Here is a 15,352-nt window from a genome sequence, read left to right on the forward strand (position 1 = left end):
GACGCGATCCGCGCCGGCAACGGTCACGCGGCCGCCCGGATCGCCCGGCAGAACACCGAGATCCAGGCCGACGCAGCACCTCGGCTCCATCGGGAGCGTCGCACAGCGCGGTATCCCCGACGAGGTCGACGTGGCAGTCGTCGGTTCCGGCGGGGCCGGGCTGATGGCGGCACTCGCCGCCGCGAAGGAGGGGGCGCGGGTCCTCGTCGTGGAGTCCCGCGAGCTCGTCGGTGGCGCCACCGGGATCTCCGCGGGTGCGGCGTGGATCCCGAACCACGGCTTCTCGACCGACGACCTGAAGGTCAGTGACGACCTGGAGCAGGCTCGGCGGTACATCTACGGCGAGGGCCGGGACAAGATCCTCGACCACGACCTGGTGGAGCAGTTCCTGCAGACCGGGCCGCAGGTCGCCCGGTTCATCGAAGAGCACACCTCGTTCGGGTGGATCCCGACGATCTGGCCGGACTACCGTTCGGACATCGACGGCGCGTCGGTCGGCCGCGCCCTCTTTCCCGGCCCGTACTCGCCCGAGGGGCTGGGGGAGGCCGCCGGCTTCGTGCGGCCGGCCCTGACGACGGGCATGGCCAAGAACCCGCTCCCGTTCTGGCTGCTGGGTGGGATCGGCGTCGATGACGTCTGGCTCGCCGGCCCGGCCTTGGTCGGAGCCCTGCTCGAGGCCGGGCTGCGCAACGGTGTCGACGTACGCGTCGAGGCTCCTGCGGTGCGGCTCGTCACGGATGGATCGGGAGTGCAGGGTGTGGTGGTCCGGGCCGATGGCGTCGAGCACACGGTGCGTGCCACCAAGGGGGTCGTGCTGGCCAGCGGCGGGTTCGAAAGCTCGCCCGAAATCACCAGCACCTACCTCGGCGCGCCCTTCGGAGTGCAGGTTTCGCCCAAGGGCCATGACGGCATCGCGGTCCAGTTGGCCCAGGAGGTAGGCGCTGATCTGACCGGTGTGGAGGACGCTTGGTGGATGCCCGGCGTACAGCTGCCCGGCGAGGAACTGGAGGGCCGCCCGCTCAGCCGTGTGTTCCTCGGGGAGCGTGCGCTGCCGCACAGCATCATGGTGAACAGCAAGGGTGAGCGCTTCGCCAACGAGGCCCTCCCGTACGACCAGCTCGGGAAGATCATGCGCGAGGTCGACCCGGAGACGGGCGCGATGCCGAACGCCACGGCCTGGCTGATCTTCGACCAGAACTACTGGACGAAGTTCGGGATCTTCGGCGTCGTCCCGGGCGGAGAGGTGCCCGACTACCTGCACCGCGCCGGCACTCTGTCCGAGCTCGCGGCCAAGATCGGGGTCGATGAGGTGGGGCTGCTCCGCACGGTCGACCGGTTCAACCCCGAGGCGGCACGTGCTCGCGACCCGCAGTTCAACCGCGGTGACACCTTGTTCGACCGCTACTTCGGCGCCTTCTATCCCCGGCTGGGCAAGAACTCGCCCGACGCGCGGTTCCCCGCTGCCACGGCCAAGGCGCGGATGGCCATCGCCGCGGCGATCGGACCCGTCGTGAGCAAACTCGCGGGCCGGGTGGCGAAGAAGGATGACCCCGAACGCGTGCGTTCGCTCGTGGTCGGGCCGCTGGCGAAGATCATCCGGCGCGTGCTGAAGAGCCCGAAGTCGAGCGTGCTGGGGCCGGTCGACACCGCGCCGTACTACGCGCTCAAGGTCGAGGCCAGCGCGCTCGGCACTGTGGGTGGTCCGAAGACCGACGCGCTCGGGCGCGCGCTGACCACCGAGGGCAAGGCCATTCCAGGCCTGTACGCCGCCGGCAACGCCGGAGGTGCCCCCACCAAGGGCTTCTACGGAGGCGCCGGAGGCACCATCTCCCTCGGCCTGGTCTTCGGCTACCTGGCGGGACGGGAAGCAGCCCGGCAGCAGGCTGACTCCTGAGCCGTCGCGGGTCCTTCAAGGACGGATCGCAGACCGGCGTGCGCGTGGAAGGCATCGAGCACGCCGGTCAGGCATGACGTTCCCTCGGACTGACCGCGTTTCCACGCAACGCGTGCCCGATCCGCGGCCCGGCTCCGCGGAGCCGGGAGTCCCGGAGGGGGTGCGTACGGCGGTGGTGAATGCGGGATCGCTGTTGGCGATGATCGCGGCGGTGGCGCCGGGACCGAGCCGGTTCTCCAGGAGGTCGCTGATCCGGTCGAGCACCCACCGGAGCTTCGTGCTGTGAGGCAAGGGTTCAGTTTGCCGGGAATAGATCCGCATCCAATTTACGCTACATAGAATGTAGCGATAATTCGAGCATCCGGGAAGGGTGAGCACGGTGACGGTCGACGGAGTTGACTTCGTCCTTTGGGTTCTGATCGGGGTGGCGGTGGTGGTCCTGAGTTTCCAGGCTGTCATCCGCTCTCAGCGGACCGAGCGGCGAGCTCCGGCCAAGTCGGCGCGGGCGCGTCTGTTCCTCCGGGAGTAGTTGCCTGCTCATTTACGCTACACATACTGCATCGATAAAACCTAGGAGGAAGCATGAGTACGGCGACGTTCGACGCGATCGACCTGGCACTTCTGATCCTGATCGGGGTGGCGACGCCCCTGATCTGCTTCGGCGGCATCGGGTTGGCCTACCTGGCGCAGGAGCGTGGCTCGGCCAAAAGGGCGCCGGCAGGCCGTCGCGCGACCGAGCCGGGCGCTGAGCAGCGCGAGATGGTGAGCACACCTGCTCGGAGCAGTGACGACTCGATCAGTGCGGCGTCCGACGCGCACCAGGCCTATGACCGGGTCGGTCACTGATGGCCCAGCCTTCATGGCGGCCATCGCCTCGGGTACAGGGCGGGCCAAGAGCACATGCAAGGCCGCCGGCAGCCGATCGGCTTGACGCGTGGGCCGGTCTGGAGTCGTTGTGATGGACGTGCCGGGGTGGGTGTGGAGTCTCACGGTCCTGGGGATAGTCGGGCTGCTGGTGTTCGACTACGTCTTCCATGTCCGTAAGGCCCATGTTCCGACGCTGAGAGAAGCCGCGGTCTGGTCGTCTTTGTACGTCGGTCTGGCGCTCGCGTTCGGAGTCGGTGTCCTGATCTTCGGCGGGCCGGCGATGGGTGCGGAGTATTTCGCGGGATACGTGACCGAGAAGGCGCTGTCGGTCGACAACCTGTTCGTCTTCCTGGTCATCTTCACCAGCTTCCGGGTGCCTCGCGAGGACCAGCAGAAGGCGCTGTTGTTCGGGATCACGTTCTCGCTGATCGCGCGCACCGGCTTGGTGTTTCTCGGCTCCGCGGCGATCAACGCGTTCTCGTGGGTGTTCTACGCGTTCGGCCTGATTCTGCTGATCACCGCCGGCAACATGCTCAAACCGCGTGGTGGTGACGAGGAACCGGCGGACAACGTCATGGTGCGGGTCGCCAGGCGGCTCGTGCACACCACCGACCGGTACGACGGCGACAAGTTGTTCACCGTTCAGAACGGCAAGCGGGCGATGACCCCGATGCTGCTGGTCATGGTCGCGATCGCAGGCACAGACCTGCTGTTCGCCCTGGACTCGATCCCGGCGATCTTCGGCCTGACGCAGAACGTGTACCTGGTGTTCACGGCCATCGCGTTCTCGCTGCTCGGCCTGCGCCAGCTGTACTTCCTGATCGACGGGCTGCTGGACCGCCTGATCTACCTCGCCTACGGCCTGGCGGCCATCTTGGGCTTCATCGGCGTCAAGCTGATCCTGCACGCCCTGCACGAGAACAACCTGCCGTTCATCAGCAACGGCGAACCGGTCGACGTGGTCGAGATCAGCACCGGGCTGTCGTTGACCGTGATCCTGGGTGTCCTGGTCGTCACTGTCGTCGCCTCGTTGGTCAGCCCCAAGGGCAAGGCGCAGACCGCGATCGCCAACGCCCGCCGGCACGCGGCCGCGTACCTCGATTCCGAGTACACCGCCGACGCGGCCGAACGCGAGCGGATCTACCGGCGGCTGCTCGACGAGCGCGACCAGATCATCGCTCTCGGCCCGCAGTACCGGCAGATGGCCCGGAGCGAACAGGATCTGATGAGCCTCGTCGACCGTGCCCGCGCCAGCCACGACGCGGCCGTCGTACGCGGGGAGGCGGTAGCCGACGCCTGGCCGCCACCACCCGCAACGACCACCTGACCCGCCGGCACAGCGGCCAACAGGGCAGCTGGAGCGATCAGAGAGAGCGTTGCTGGCAGCTGACACACAGGGCGACGTACGGGAGGATCTCCAGTCGTTCGACAGGGATGGCCCGCTGGCAGGTCTTACAGGTCCCGTAGGACCCGTCCTCGAGGCGCAGTCCCGCTGCGTCGATCTCTTCGAGGACGCGTCGGATCGCCGCGGTCTGCGCCGCCTGCAGGCCCGCGTCTGCGTGCGGGGCGCTGTCTTCGATCGCGCGGAGCTGGGCAAGTCGCGAGTTGCGCTCGTGCGCCAGGCGTTGCCGTGCCTCGTGCTCGGTGAGGTGCGTGGTCCGGCCCACATCCGTGGTCATCTGGATCCGGGTCCTTTCGAACTGCTAGGCAATGATGAGAGCCGGCGTGCGCAGGAGGTAGTGCGCACGCCGGCTGGGGTTCGACGCACTCGGGCTGGTGACTACGTCGTGCCATCACCATGGCCGACGGCCGGGACCTTCACCATCGGTGTCACCACCCATTTCCACAGGCCGTGGGGCTGTAGACCGCGGCAGCCGTTGCCTACAGCCCCAGAGTCGACTTGGCCGCAGGCTGTACGGTGGGCAACTTCGGATGGGCGCCTGCAGAGACCTAGTGGAGTAGCGGTGACAGTCGAGAACGGGCCGCGTCCGGTGCCGTTGTTCTGGCGGATCTTCAGTTTGAACGCGATGGTGCTCGTTGCCGCGACGGCGCTGCTGCTGTGGGCACCGGTCACGGTGTCGGTTCCGGTGCTGTTCACCGAGGCGGTTGTCCTGGTGGGTGGCCTCGCGGTGATGTTGGTGGCCAACGCCGTACTCCTGCAGATCGGGCTGGCTCCGTTGGACCGGTTGACCCGGCGGATGGCGACCGTCGATCTCCTTCGCCCCGGCCAGCGGCTGCCGATTGCGGGACAGGGTGGTGTGTCGCAGTTGATCCGGGCCTTCAACGACATGCTTGCGCGGCTGGAGGCCGAGCGGGCAACCAGCAATGCCAGGGCGCTGTCGGCTCAGGAGTCCGAGCGACGCCGAATCGCGCAGGAACTTCACGACGAGGTCGGACAGAGCCTGACGGCGGTGTTGCTGGAGCTCAAGCGGGCATCCGATCGGGTCGACGAGCCGGAGGTGCGCGCCGACCTGCAGCATGCCCAGGAGACGACTCGCGCGAGTTTGGACGAGGTACGGCGACTGGCGCATCGGCTCAGGCCAGGTGTGCTGGAGGACCTCGGCCTGATCAGCGGACTGATGGCTCTGGCGGAGGAACTGTCCACGCACACCGGGCTGGCGATCCAGCACCGCTTCCAGCCCGGTCTGCCTCCGCTGGACGCCCCCGTCGAGCTGGTGCTGTACCGGGTCGCCCAGGAAGGACTGACGAACGTCGCACGGCACGCCGACGCGACCGAGGCCGAGGTTCTCCTGAACCACGATGGCGGGGCCGTGAGCCTGTGCATCCGCGACAACGGGCGGGGGCTTGGGCTCAGTCACGAAGGGGCGGGGATCAGAGGCATGCGGGAGCGCGCGCTGCTGGTCGGGGCGTCGCTCGACCTTGGTGCCGCGCCGTACGGAGGCACCGAGCTGAGTCTTGTGGTGCCTGTCGGAGTCGCGGAGGACGAGCATGCCTGAACCAGGTGGCAGGACCCGCATTCTGCTCGCCGACGACCATGCGCTGGTTCGTCGCGGCGTACGGCTCATTTTGGACGGTGAGCCTGATCTGACCGTGGTCGCCGAAGCGTCCGACGGCAAGGAAGCCGTCGACCTGGCGCGATCGGTCGAGGTCGACCTCGCGATCCTGGACATCGCCATGCCGCGGATGACAGGTCTGCAGGCTGCCCGGGAACTCTCGGCCGCCCGGCCCGAGCTGCGCATCCTGATGCTGACGATGTACGACAACGAGCAGTACTTCTTCCAGGCACTGAAGGCCGGGGCCGCCGGCTACGTGCTGAAGTCGGTCGCCGATCGGGACCTGGTGGAGGCTTGCCGGGCGGCGATGCGCGGAGAGCCGTTCCTGTACCCGGGGGCGGTCAAGGCGCTGATCCGCAACTACCTGAACCGGGTCCGCGACGGGCAGGACCTCCCCGAACAGGTGCTGACCGCGCGCGAGGAGGAAGTGCTCAAGCTGGTTGCGGAGGGGCACTCGTCGAAGGCGATTGCCGACCTGCTGTTCATCAGCTTCAAGACCGTGGAACGGCACCGGGCGAACATGCTGCAGAAACTCGGACTGCGGGACCGCCTCGAACTCACCCGCTACGCGATCCGCGCCGGTCTGATCGAACCCTGACCGCGAGATTGCCGGTGCTCGGCAACCAGCGCGTCCGGTCTTCGCCGACCACGACACTACTGAGTCTGCCCATCACGGGCGATGGTGACTCTGTACAGACCGGCAGGCCGCTGCTCGCGGCCGGCCGGCCTGTCTCTCGAGGAGGTTCGATGAGTCAGCTGAATCAACTGGCGGCACCCAGCCGACCGCACAGCTTGCGTGCGCTCGACCTGGCGTGGTTCCGCCGTGAGCTCGAACAACAGCGTCGGTTCCGCCTCGACCAGCTCACCGAGCTTTCTCACCAGGCGGCGGGCACCCTCGACGATGCGCATCGCGAGGTGATCCACGCGTTGACGGCGGGAGCAGAAGCCGTCCTGGCGGACATCGACGCCGCACTCTTCCGGCTGGCGATCGGCTCCTTCGGCGTCTGCGAGGGGTGCGGCCGCCAGCTGCCTGCGGGCCAGCTCGAGGTCATACCCATGGCCGGCCTCTGCCTGTCCTGCCAACATGACCGGAGAACTCGTCGTCCTACCTGACGTGCGCCGGCGCCGGCTCGGCATCTCATGGCCGACCGGCGGTAAGGATGGTGTACTGGGGCAACGCCCAACCTCGCGTCGGTTCAGCGCGGAAGGGGAGGGACATGAGCGCATCCGAAGGGCTGCCGTGGCCGGGATCCGAGTCCGGGAGCAGCGCGGACGAGGCCTGGCTGACGGCCATCGCGCAGGCTGCCGCAGGCGATGCCGAGGCCCCACTGGAATTGCTCGTCGAGTACCTCACGCTCCTTGCCGATGCCGCCATCTCCGGACGGCGTCCGCACGAGCACGAACTGGCGATCGTGCGAGAACTCGGCCGCCGTGCCGCCGAGCAGGGCATCCCCGCCGGCCGAGTCGTGGACCTGTACCTGTCCGCGGCCTGGCGGATGTGGCGCGAACTGCCGGACGTCGTTCCGTACCGTGACCGCGACACCGTGCGCGCCTCGGCCCAGTCCGTGCTGCTCGCGGTCGGCCAGGCGATCGCCATCCTCGTGGACAGTTACCAGGCCGCCACCAAGCAACTGATCAGGCAGGAGGAGTCCCTTCGCCGCGAACTCGTCGACGATCTGCTGCGGGGAGACCCCGACGTATCCGGGATCGTCGAGCGCGCCGAGCCGTTCGGGCTCGACCTCGGCCGTCCACACCAGGTGGTGCTTGCCCGGCCCGCCGACGGACTCGCCGAAGGCGATGTCAGCGCCGGGCGGCTGGAACGGTTCATCCTCGACCGCTTCGGGGACCGCGAGGTGCTCGTTGCGACCAAGGAGGGCCTTCTGGTCGTGCTGATCCCGCCCCCGGCCACAACGGTGCCGCGAACCGTCACCAAGCGCGCGGGGAGTCTCATCCATGAGGAACTGGTTCGGCATCGAGCCGGCCGTGAGTGGCGCGTCGCGGCCGGCCGGCCGTATCCCGGCGCGTACGGCATCGCACGCTCCTATGAAGAAGCACGGGAAGCGCTGACGCTTGCCGATCGGCTGCACCTCGACGGGCCGGTCGTCGATGCGCACGACATGCTGGTGTACCGGGTGATCATCCGTGACCAGGCAGCCATCGTGGATCTCATCCAGGCCGTGCTCGTGCCGCTGACCCGGTCCCGCGGCGGCGCCGAGCCGCTTCTGCGGACTCTGCAGGCCTACTTCGAGACTGGCGAGGTCGCCACCGAGGCAGCGCGCCTGCTGCACATCTCCGTCCGCACGGTCACGTACCGGTTGACCAAGGTGAAGGACCTGACGGGACACGACCCGAGTGACCCCACCCAGCGGTTCATCCTCCACACCGCAGTACTTGGCGCCCGCCTGCTGGACTGGCCGGCGCAGGACCTTCCGTCCGTTACCTAGCCGGCGCTGTCTTCGTTGCCGACCGTCGGCGATCTGCGAGGTCTCATGTTGACCGGTTGCGGCCCTACGGATCGGCACTGTCCCGGGGCAACGTTGGAGCTGTACGAACCTCGCAGGTGGAGGAGGAACGATGAGGGCGTATCGGGTCGCGTGGCTCGGCTTCTGCGGCGTCGTCGGGGTGGCGGGCGCGTTGGTTGCCGTCACGTGGTCGCTTTCGACGGTGGGGCTGCTGTTCGTCCTTGCTGCGCTGACAGGTGGCATGGCTGCGATGATCGCCCTCACCCCAGCAGACAACACGCCATTCGACCGGGATCGGTGGCCGGTCGTCGCCACGAGTGTGGTCGTCGCTGGAGCGGGCGCCGTAGCGTTCGTCGGTCTTGGGACCTTGCTGGGCGGACCGATGGCGGTGCTCGTGCTGGCGCTGGCTGTCGGCGGATCGCCGTACGTCGTACGCCGCTGGATCGGCCGGTTGAGAGATCACGAGCACCTGCCGGCTCCGGAGAATCCTGGCGAGGCTGAGTCAGTGGCGACTGCTGCCGCCAGGGTCCAGCAGTTGGAGTCGATCGACCTGCCGGCGGTTGAGGCTGCCGAGTTGAGTGACGACGCCTTGGTTCTGGCGTGGCGCTCCAGCTTCTCCGCGCTCCAGCGGGCGACGTCGCCGGCGGAGTCCGCACAGATCGTCGAGGCTCGCCACGCGTACCTCGACGAGTTGGAGCGGCGCAATCCGCCAGGCGTGGCCGCATGGCTTGCGTCAGGCGCCCGGGCCGCCGGCAACCCGACACGATTCGTGACGGGTGACGGAGCCTTCAGTCGCACGACGATCGACTGGGACGGGCTGATCCAGGGCACCGGCAAGTGAGCCGCGGCTACGGTCGAGGAGGTTCCTGCCGGGCGGGGAGTACGTCGCTGAGCTCGTCGACGACCAGCAGATCGTGGCGTACCTGTCCGGCCCGGAACGACGCTCGGCCGACCATGTGGCTGGCGATCGGCGAGGTGATGAGCTGGAACAGCGCGACCAGGGCCAGTAGGCCGACAGGGCCGACTTCGCGGAGCCGGAGGCCGAGTCCCAGCAACACCAGGAGCAGGCCGAGGACCTGCGGCTTGGTGGCCGAGTGCATCCGGGTCAGCACATCGGGGAAGCGCAGGATACCGATCGCCGCGATCACCGTGAGGAGTGCGCCGAGCACCAGGCAGCTTGCGGCGGTGACGTCAGCGACGCCGGTCCAGTTCATGACTTCTCCGCTTCGACGTCGTCACTGCCGCGGGTGAACCGGGCAACGCTGACCGATCCGACGAACCCGAGCAGGGACAGGACCCCGAGGATCGGAAGGGTCGTGGTGTGCCGGTTGACCGCGGCTTCCAGCGCCAGCCCGCAGATCACCACGGCGACCAGGACGTCGAGAGCGACGACCCGGTCGAGCATCGTGGGGCCCAACGCCATGCGGATGACGAGAAGCAGCGCGGACACTCCCAGCATGCTGACGCAAACGGTGAGTACGACGGTCATCGTTGTCCTCCCGGTGACTCGTTGACTTGACTGGTCTCGACGCCGAGCGCGAGGACGACCCGACGTTCGAGAGCGAAGACCTGGGCGCGCATCTTGGCGACTCCCGCCGCGTCCCGGGCATCGAGGACGTGCAGGAAGAGGGTGTGGGTCGACCGTCGAGCCTCGACGACGAGACTGCCCGGGACCAGGGACACCATCTCGGCGACGACCGTGAGGACGAAGTCCGAGTGGGTCCGGAGGTCGACCTCGATCACGGCATTGCGCGGCTGCCGGTGGAACTGAAGGGTCTTCCAGGCCACTTCGGCGCTCGCCGCGACGACATCTGCCAGGAACCGGACAACGAGCCAGCCCAGCCAGACGGGCCGAACACGCAGGTGCATCTCCAACCGCGGCAACGGGAACACCAGGCAGACCACCAGCGCCACGAGCAGTCCGGACAGGACGTTCGCGATCGACAGGTCACCCCACAAGGCGACCCAGACCACCGTCAACCAGACGATGATCGGAAGCTGTAGCCCCCGCAGCCGCTCCGGATGCTTCGAACCTTCACGCCGCCTGTTCATCGCCGCCTCACCGGGATCCTTGGGTGAGCACCGACGAGATGTAGATCCCGCGGTCGAGGAGGTCGTCCGCCGCGCGCCCGGTGTAGTTGAACAGCGGGCCGGCGACCATGGTGAGCGCCAGGCTGAAGGCAACCAGCACGGCGGTGGCCCCCACCATGGTCCGCGGGGTACGTGACGGCAACGACCCGGACTGGATCAACTGGTGGAGGTCCTGGCTGCTGCCGTCGCCTTCGTCGGCGATGCTGCGCGCCTCGTCCATGTCACGCGCTTCGAAGGTGCTTGCGCCGAGCCGCAGGTGGGCCTGGCGCCGGGTCGCCCCTCGGGCGTGCTCGGCGTCGGCCTCTGACAGTTCCAGGGCCATCTGGTGGGCCTCAGCCGGGGTGCGCCAGAACGCCAGGTTCCAGGATTTCGCCACGGCGTACAGCGTCAGCAGGCTGGTGAGCATGCCCGCGGCCACCACCGAGTAGGCCAGGGGTGTTCCGACGCGTAAACCCGCCTCGGTGAGCCCCACCTTGCCCAGGAAGCCCGACATCGGCGGAATTCCGGCAAGGTTCATCGCGGGCACAAAGTACAGCACGGCGAGCAGCGGGGCGAGGCGAGCCAGTCCGCCGAGCTTGATCAGGCTGGTGCTTCCGGCGCGCCGCTCGACGAGCCCGAGCACCAGGAACAGCGCCGTCTGGATGGTGATGTGGTGCGCCACGTAGAAGATCGCGCCGGAGTAGCCGGCGATGGTGCCGAGGGCAACGCCGAACACCATGTAGCCGATGTGGCTCACCAGGGTGAACGACAGCATCCGCTTCAGCTCCGACTGCGCGACTGCACCCAGGATGCCGATGACCAAGGTGAGCAGCGCGGCCCACAGCAGCAGGTCGGTGAGCGGGCTGTCGGGGAACAGCAGGGTCTGGGTCCGGATGATCGCGTACACGCCGACCTTGGTGAGGAGGCCGGCGAAGACGGCGGTCACCGGTGCCGGAGCCGTTGGATAGCTGTCGGGCAGCCAGAACGACAGTGGGAACACGGCCGCCTTGATCGAGAACGTGGTGAGCAGCAGCAACTGAAGCACCAAGCCGACCGAGGGAGGCAGGTCGCTGAGCCGGCCTGCCAACTGGGCGAGGTTGAGGCTGCCCGTGGCGGCGTAGATCGCGGCGAGGGAGATCAGGAACAACATCGAGGACAGCATGTTGACCACGACGTAGATCGTCCCGGCCCGGATCCGGGCCCGGGTGCCGCCGAGGGTGAGGAGCACGTAGCTCGCGAACAGCAGGATCTCGAAGCTGACGAACAGGTTGAACAGGTCACCGGCGAGGAACGCGTTCGAGACGCCGGCGGTGAGGACGAGGTACGTCGGGTGGTAGATCGTCAGCGGGGTGTCGCGCTCGTCCCCGGTCATGCCCTGGCCGATCGAGTAGACAAGGACCGCGAGTGTCACCACGGCCGACACGAGCAGCATCAGCGAAGCGAGCCGGTCCGCGACGAGGGAGATTCCGAGTGGTTCCTTCCACGCGCCGATCCAGGTCGTCTGCGGCCCGTGCCGGTCGGCTTGGTACATCAGGGTCGCGGCCACCGCGACGACGATCGCCAGCACTGTCGTGCTCACGGCTCGCTGGAGGCCCGGGCGCCTGCTGAGGAGCAAGGTCAGGCCGGCGCCGAGGAGCGGCAGGATCACGGGCAGCGGGACGAGGGCGTTCATGCCGGCCGCCCTCGTTCCTGAGCTGCCTGAGCCTCGTCGTCCGAGTCGTCCGAGTCGTCCGAGTCGTCCGAGTCGTCCGAGTCGTCCGTGGAGGAGAGGTCGAAGCTGTCCGACGGTTCGTCGCTCGCGGCGAGGCGCCGGATCGCCGCGTCCTCGACATCGTCCTGTACGTCGTCGTGGCCGGTGAGCTGCCAGCTGCGGTAGGCCATCGCGAGCACGAAGGCGACGGTACCGAGGCTGATCACGATCGCGGTCAGGACCAGCGCCTGCGGAAGTGGGTCGCTCATCCCGGACTGGTCGCCCAGACCTACGATCGGGGCCCGGCCGGCGCGACCACCGGAGATGAGGAACAGCAGGTTCACTCCGTTGCCCAGCATCACCAGCCCGACCAGCACCCGGGTGAGGCTTCGCTCCAGCAACAGGTAGACGCCGCAGCCGATCATCGCCGAGGCGGCCAGGATCAGGGAGAGACTCGCACTCATGGAACCACCTCCTCCGCCGTGGTTTCCTGGGACTCCTCGCGGAGGATGTGCCGGTCGATCTCGGAGCCGAGGCTGCGCAGCAGGTCGAGCACCAGGCCGACAACGACCACGTAGACGCCGACGTCGAAGAACACCGAGGTGACCAGGTGGACGTCCCCGAGCAACGGCAGGTGAAGGTCGACGACGGCGCTCTGCAGTACCGCGCCTCCGAAGGCCAGCGGAGCGAGGCCGGAGCCGGTCGCGACGAACAGTCCCAGTCCCATCAGCGCGCCGGCATCCACCGGTGCGGCCTCGTCGAGCTCGTACCGACCGCCGGCGAGGTAGCGGACCATCAAGGCAAGACCTGTGACCAGGCCCGCTGCGAATCCTCCGCCGGGGTTGTTGTGGCCGGACAACAGCAGGTAGATCGAGAACACCACGATGGTGTGGAAGACCAGCCGGGTGATCACCTCGAAGATGATCGAGCGTCGTTCCGGGGTGAGCGTCACTCCACCGGGCAGCCACACCGGTCTGCCGGGACCGGCTCCCGGCGATTTCTCGAGGGCCGGCGTGGAGAGATCCCTGACCCGGCGGATGACCGAGGTATGTGTCCGGAGGAAGACGAGACTGGCCACTCCCGTCGCCGCGGCGACGAGGACGGCGATCTCACCCATGGTGTCCCACGCGCGGATGTCGACGAGTGTCACGTTCACGATGTTTCGGCCGCCGCCGTACGCCACCGCCTCCTCCGGGTAGCCGGCCGAGACCGGGACGGCAGTGCGTGCCCCGGTGGAGACCACCATGAACCCCGCGACCGCGGCCGCCACCAGCGCTCCGATGGCGATCCGCCAGTAGCGGCTCCGACTCAGCGGGCGGTCGGTGAAGTACTCCGGTAGCCGCCGGAGCACCAGCACGAACACCACCAGGCTGACCGTTTCGACGAGCACCTGGGTCAACGCCAGATCCGGAGCACCGTGCAGGAAGAACAACGTCGCTGTCCCGTAGCCGGTGACGCCCACCAGGACGACCGCCTTCAGCCTGCGCCGCGACCTGGTGGTGAGGACCGCCGCGACGACGACCACTACGGCGACCAGCAACTGTCCGGGGTTGTCCCACAGGACCAGGTCCAGCCCGCCCCGATCCGCGGCGAGTACGGCGGAACCCGGAAGCAGCAAGACAACCACGAGGATCACACTCAGGTAGATCGCGACCGACCCGCGTTGGGTGAGACCGGTGATCTCGACCGCGGCCCGGTCCAGGCGTCGCATCACCCCGAGATATGCCCTTTCCGCGCTCCACGATCCGGCGAACACGGATTGCAGGGCGGCGAACGCCTCCCGCCGCCAGAACAGGATCAAGCCCAGCGCGAGCGAGGCCAGCGACAAGGCGAGCGCGAGGTTCAGCCCATGCCACAGGGCCAACTCCGCGGGGGCCTTGCCAAGAGAGAACTGCTCGACGTAGCGCCCGAACACCGCGTTCTGGGCTCCGCTGAGGAAGCCGAGGACGAGGGACAGCCCGGAGAGGAGAGCGGGTGCGGCCAGAAACCCCACGGCGATCGGCGTCATCTCCGTACGCCGGGCACCAGGCTTGGTCGCGAAGGTGCCCCACAGGAACCGCGCGGTGTAGGCGACTGTCAGCGCCGATCCGAGAACCACGCCGATCAGCACGACCCAGCCCGCGAGCTGTCCGAGCCCGGTTTCGTCGCCGTGGCGGGCGACCTCGATGAGAGCGCCGTACACACTCTCCTTGGCGACGAAGCCGGCGAGCGGTGGCAGCCCGGCCATCGAGGCACCGGCGAGCACCGCCGTGACCGCCAGGGCGGGTGCCGAACGGCCGACCCCGGAGAGCTTGCGAAGATCCCGCGAACCGGTTTGGCGGTCGACGATTCCGACGACCAGGAAGAGCGCTGCCTTGAACAGCGCATGGGCGACCAGCATCGCCAGGCCGGCCAGCGCTGCGGCGCGGGTGCCGAGGCTGACAATGACCAGCAGGAAACCGAGCTGACTGACCGTGCCGTAGGCGAGCAGGAGCTTGATGTCCCGCTGGCGCAACGAACGCCAGCCGCCGAGCAGCATCGTGAACAGGCCCGATGACAGCAGCACGCCACGCCAGCCCGGCACCCCCGCAAAAGCAGGCGCGAGCAGCGCGACGAGATACACGCCCGCCTTGACCATGGCCGCAGCGTGCAGATAGGCGCTCACTGGCGTGGGCGCCGCCATGGCTCCTGGCAGCCAGAAGTGGAACGGGAACAACGCCGACTTGCTGACCGCGCCGAGCAGCAGCAGTACGACGGCCACGGTGATCGTCGGCCCCGCCGGGGGAGCTGCCAGGATCTCGCTGATTCGGAAGGTATCCGCGGTCGCCCCGATCAACAAGATGCCGACCAGCATCGCCAAGCCACCGAACGTGGTCACGATCAGCGCCTGCATCCCGGCAGCCCGGCTCGCACGCTTCGTGGGGTCGTGGCCGATCAACAGGTAGGAGAAGACCGTGGTCAGCTCCCAGAAGACGTACAAGACCAGGAGGTCGTCCGCGAGGACCAGACCCAGCATCGCTCCGGCGAAGGCGACGAAATGGCCCGCGAACGCGGCAAGTCCAGGCTCGTCGGCCGGGAAGTACCACGCGCAGTAGACCAGGACCAGAGCGCCGATGCCGGTGACCAGCAGCATCATCACCCACTGCAACGGCCCCAATGCGAAGGCCAGGTCCAGATTCAACGCCGGGACCCAGGTGACCACCTCGGTCCGCACCGTTCCGTCGGAGATCGAATCAGCTTTGGTCAGCGCCCACCCGAACGCGCTCGCGGGAACCAGCGCCAGAGCCAGGAACGCCCGCCTGCCGAGGAGGCCGACGACGGCAGGCGCCACGGCCGCGGCCAGGAAGTGAGCGAGCACCAGAACTAGCACCTAGGC

At 68.0% G+C, this 15,352-nt stretch carries 15 protein-coding genes; 8 read left to right on the plus strand and 7 right to left on the minus strand.

The window, feature by feature from the left end; genetic code table 11:
* Nucleotides 1–130 precede the first annotated feature (130 nt).
* The 3 genes from ACWCOV_RS25360 to ACWCOV_RS25370 all read left to right on the plus strand — a co-directional run bounded on the left by ACWCOV_RS25360 (nt 131) and on the right by ACWCOV_RS25370 (nt 4,088).
* Nucleotides 131–1,894 (plus strand): FAD-dependent oxidoreductase, encoded by a 1,764-nt coding sequence (locus tag ACWCOV_RS25360; RefSeq protein WP_449831789.1) that lies wholly within the window; start codon nt 131–133, stop codon nt 1,892–1,894.
* Nucleotides 1,895–2,476: 582 nt separating this feature from the next.
* The gene (locus tag ACWCOV_RS25365; protein WP_449831790.1) at nt 2,477–2,740 is read left to right on the plus strand and encodes a hypothetical protein; all 264 of its coding nucleotides are present in this window, start codon (nt 2,477–2,479) and stop codon (nt 2,738–2,740) included.
* Nucleotides 2,741–2,852: 112 nt separating this feature from the next.
* Complete coding sequence (locus ACWCOV_RS25370) at nt 2,853–4,088, plus strand: TerC family protein (RefSeq protein ID WP_449831791.1); 1,236 nt, start codon at nt 2,853–2,855, stop codon at nt 4,086–4,088.
* 37 nt (nt 4,089–4,125) lie between these two features.
* Here ACWCOV_RS25370 and ACWCOV_RS25375 read toward each other — a convergent pair whose 3' ends face one another.
* Complete coding sequence (locus tag ACWCOV_RS25375) at nt 4,126–4,440, minus strand: TraR/DksA family transcriptional regulator (RefSeq protein WP_449831792.1); 315 nt, start codon at nt 4,438–4,440, stop codon at nt 4,126–4,128.
* Nucleotides 4,441–4,725: 285 nt separating this feature from the next.
* Here ACWCOV_RS25375 and ACWCOV_RS25380 point away from each other — a divergent pair, with 285 nt between their 5' ends.
* From ACWCOV_RS25380 to ACWCOV_RS25400, 5 genes are all read left to right on the plus strand, one after another.
* Nucleotides 4,726–5,718, plus strand: coding sequence for a sensor histidine kinase (locus ACWCOV_RS25380; RefSeq protein ID WP_449831793.1), 993 nt, complete (start codon nt 4,726–4,728; stop codon nt 5,716–5,718).
* A complete protein-coding gene (locus ACWCOV_RS25385; RefSeq protein WP_449831794.1) occupies nt 5,711–6,373 on the plus strand; it encodes a response regulator in 663 nt (220 codons plus the stop codon). The genes ACWCOV_RS25380 and ACWCOV_RS25385 overlap by 8 nt, the downstream gene beginning before the upstream one ends.
* Nucleotides 6,374–6,522: 149 nt before the next feature.
* A complete protein-coding gene (locus ACWCOV_RS25390; RefSeq protein WP_449831795.1) occupies nt 6,523–6,888 on the plus strand; it encodes a TraR/DksA family transcriptional regulator in 366 nt (121 codons plus the stop codon).
* Between the two features lie 104 nt (nt 6,889–6,992).
* Nucleotides 6,993–8,219 carry a PucR family transcriptional regulator gene (locus ACWCOV_RS25395; RefSeq protein WP_449831796.1) on the plus strand — a complete coding sequence of 409 codons (1,227 nt, stop codon included), beginning with the start codon at nt 6,993–6,995 and terminating at the stop codon, nt 8,217–8,219.
* Nucleotides 8,220–8,349: 130 nt separating this feature from the next.
* Nucleotides 8,350–9,078 (plus strand): hypothetical protein, encoded by a 729-nt coding sequence (locus tag ACWCOV_RS25400; protein ID WP_449831797.1) that lies wholly within the window; start codon nt 8,350–8,352, stop codon nt 9,076–9,078.
* Between the two features lie 7 nt (nt 9,079–9,085).
* Here the strand turns inward: ACWCOV_RS25400 and mnhG are convergent, their stop codons facing one another.
* The 6 genes from mnhG to ACWCOV_RS25430 are packed head-to-tail and all read right to left on the minus strand — an operon-like array spanning nt 9,086 to nt 15,346.
* Nucleotides 9,086–9,451 carry a monovalent cation/H(+) antiporter subunit G gene (mnhG, locus tag ACWCOV_RS25405; protein WP_449831798.1) on the minus strand — a complete coding sequence of 122 codons (366 nt, stop codon included), beginning with the start codon at nt 9,449–9,451 and terminating at the stop codon, nt 9,086–9,088.
* The gene (locus ACWCOV_RS25410; RefSeq protein WP_449831799.1) at nt 9,448–9,726 is read right to left on the minus strand and encodes a monovalent cation/H+ antiporter complex subunit F; all 279 of its coding nucleotides are present in this window, start codon (nt 9,724–9,726) and stop codon (nt 9,448–9,450) included. Before ACWCOV_RS25410 ends, mnhG begins: the two co-directional genes overlap by 4 nt.
* Nucleotides 9,723–10,289, minus strand: coding sequence for a Na+/H+ antiporter subunit E (locus ACWCOV_RS25415; protein WP_449831800.1), 567 nt, complete (start codon nt 10,287–10,289; stop codon nt 9,723–9,725). The genes ACWCOV_RS25410 and ACWCOV_RS25415 overlap by 4 nt, the downstream gene beginning before the upstream one ends.
* Nucleotides 10,290–10,296: 7 nt before the next feature.
* Entirely contained in the window at nt 10,297–11,979 is a 1,683-nt protein-coding gene (locus ACWCOV_RS25420) for a Na+/H+ antiporter subunit D (RefSeq protein ID WP_449831801.1), read from the minus strand.
* Nucleotides 11,976–12,461 (minus strand): Na(+)/H(+) antiporter subunit C, encoded by a 486-nt coding sequence (locus tag ACWCOV_RS25425; RefSeq protein ID WP_449831802.1) that lies wholly within the window; start codon nt 12,459–12,461, stop codon nt 11,976–11,978. The genes ACWCOV_RS25420 and ACWCOV_RS25425 overlap by 4 nt, the downstream gene beginning before the upstream one ends.
* Complete coding sequence (locus tag ACWCOV_RS25430) at nt 12,458–15,346, minus strand: Na+/H+ antiporter subunit A (protein ID WP_449831803.1); 2,889 nt, start codon at nt 15,344–15,346, stop codon at nt 12,458–12,460. Before ACWCOV_RS25430 ends, ACWCOV_RS25425 begins: the two co-directional genes overlap by 4 nt.
* Between the last annotated feature and the right edge of the window lie 6 nt (nt 15,347–15,352).

The sequence above is a fragment of the Kribbella sp. NPDC002412 genome (genome assembly GCF_053592935.1).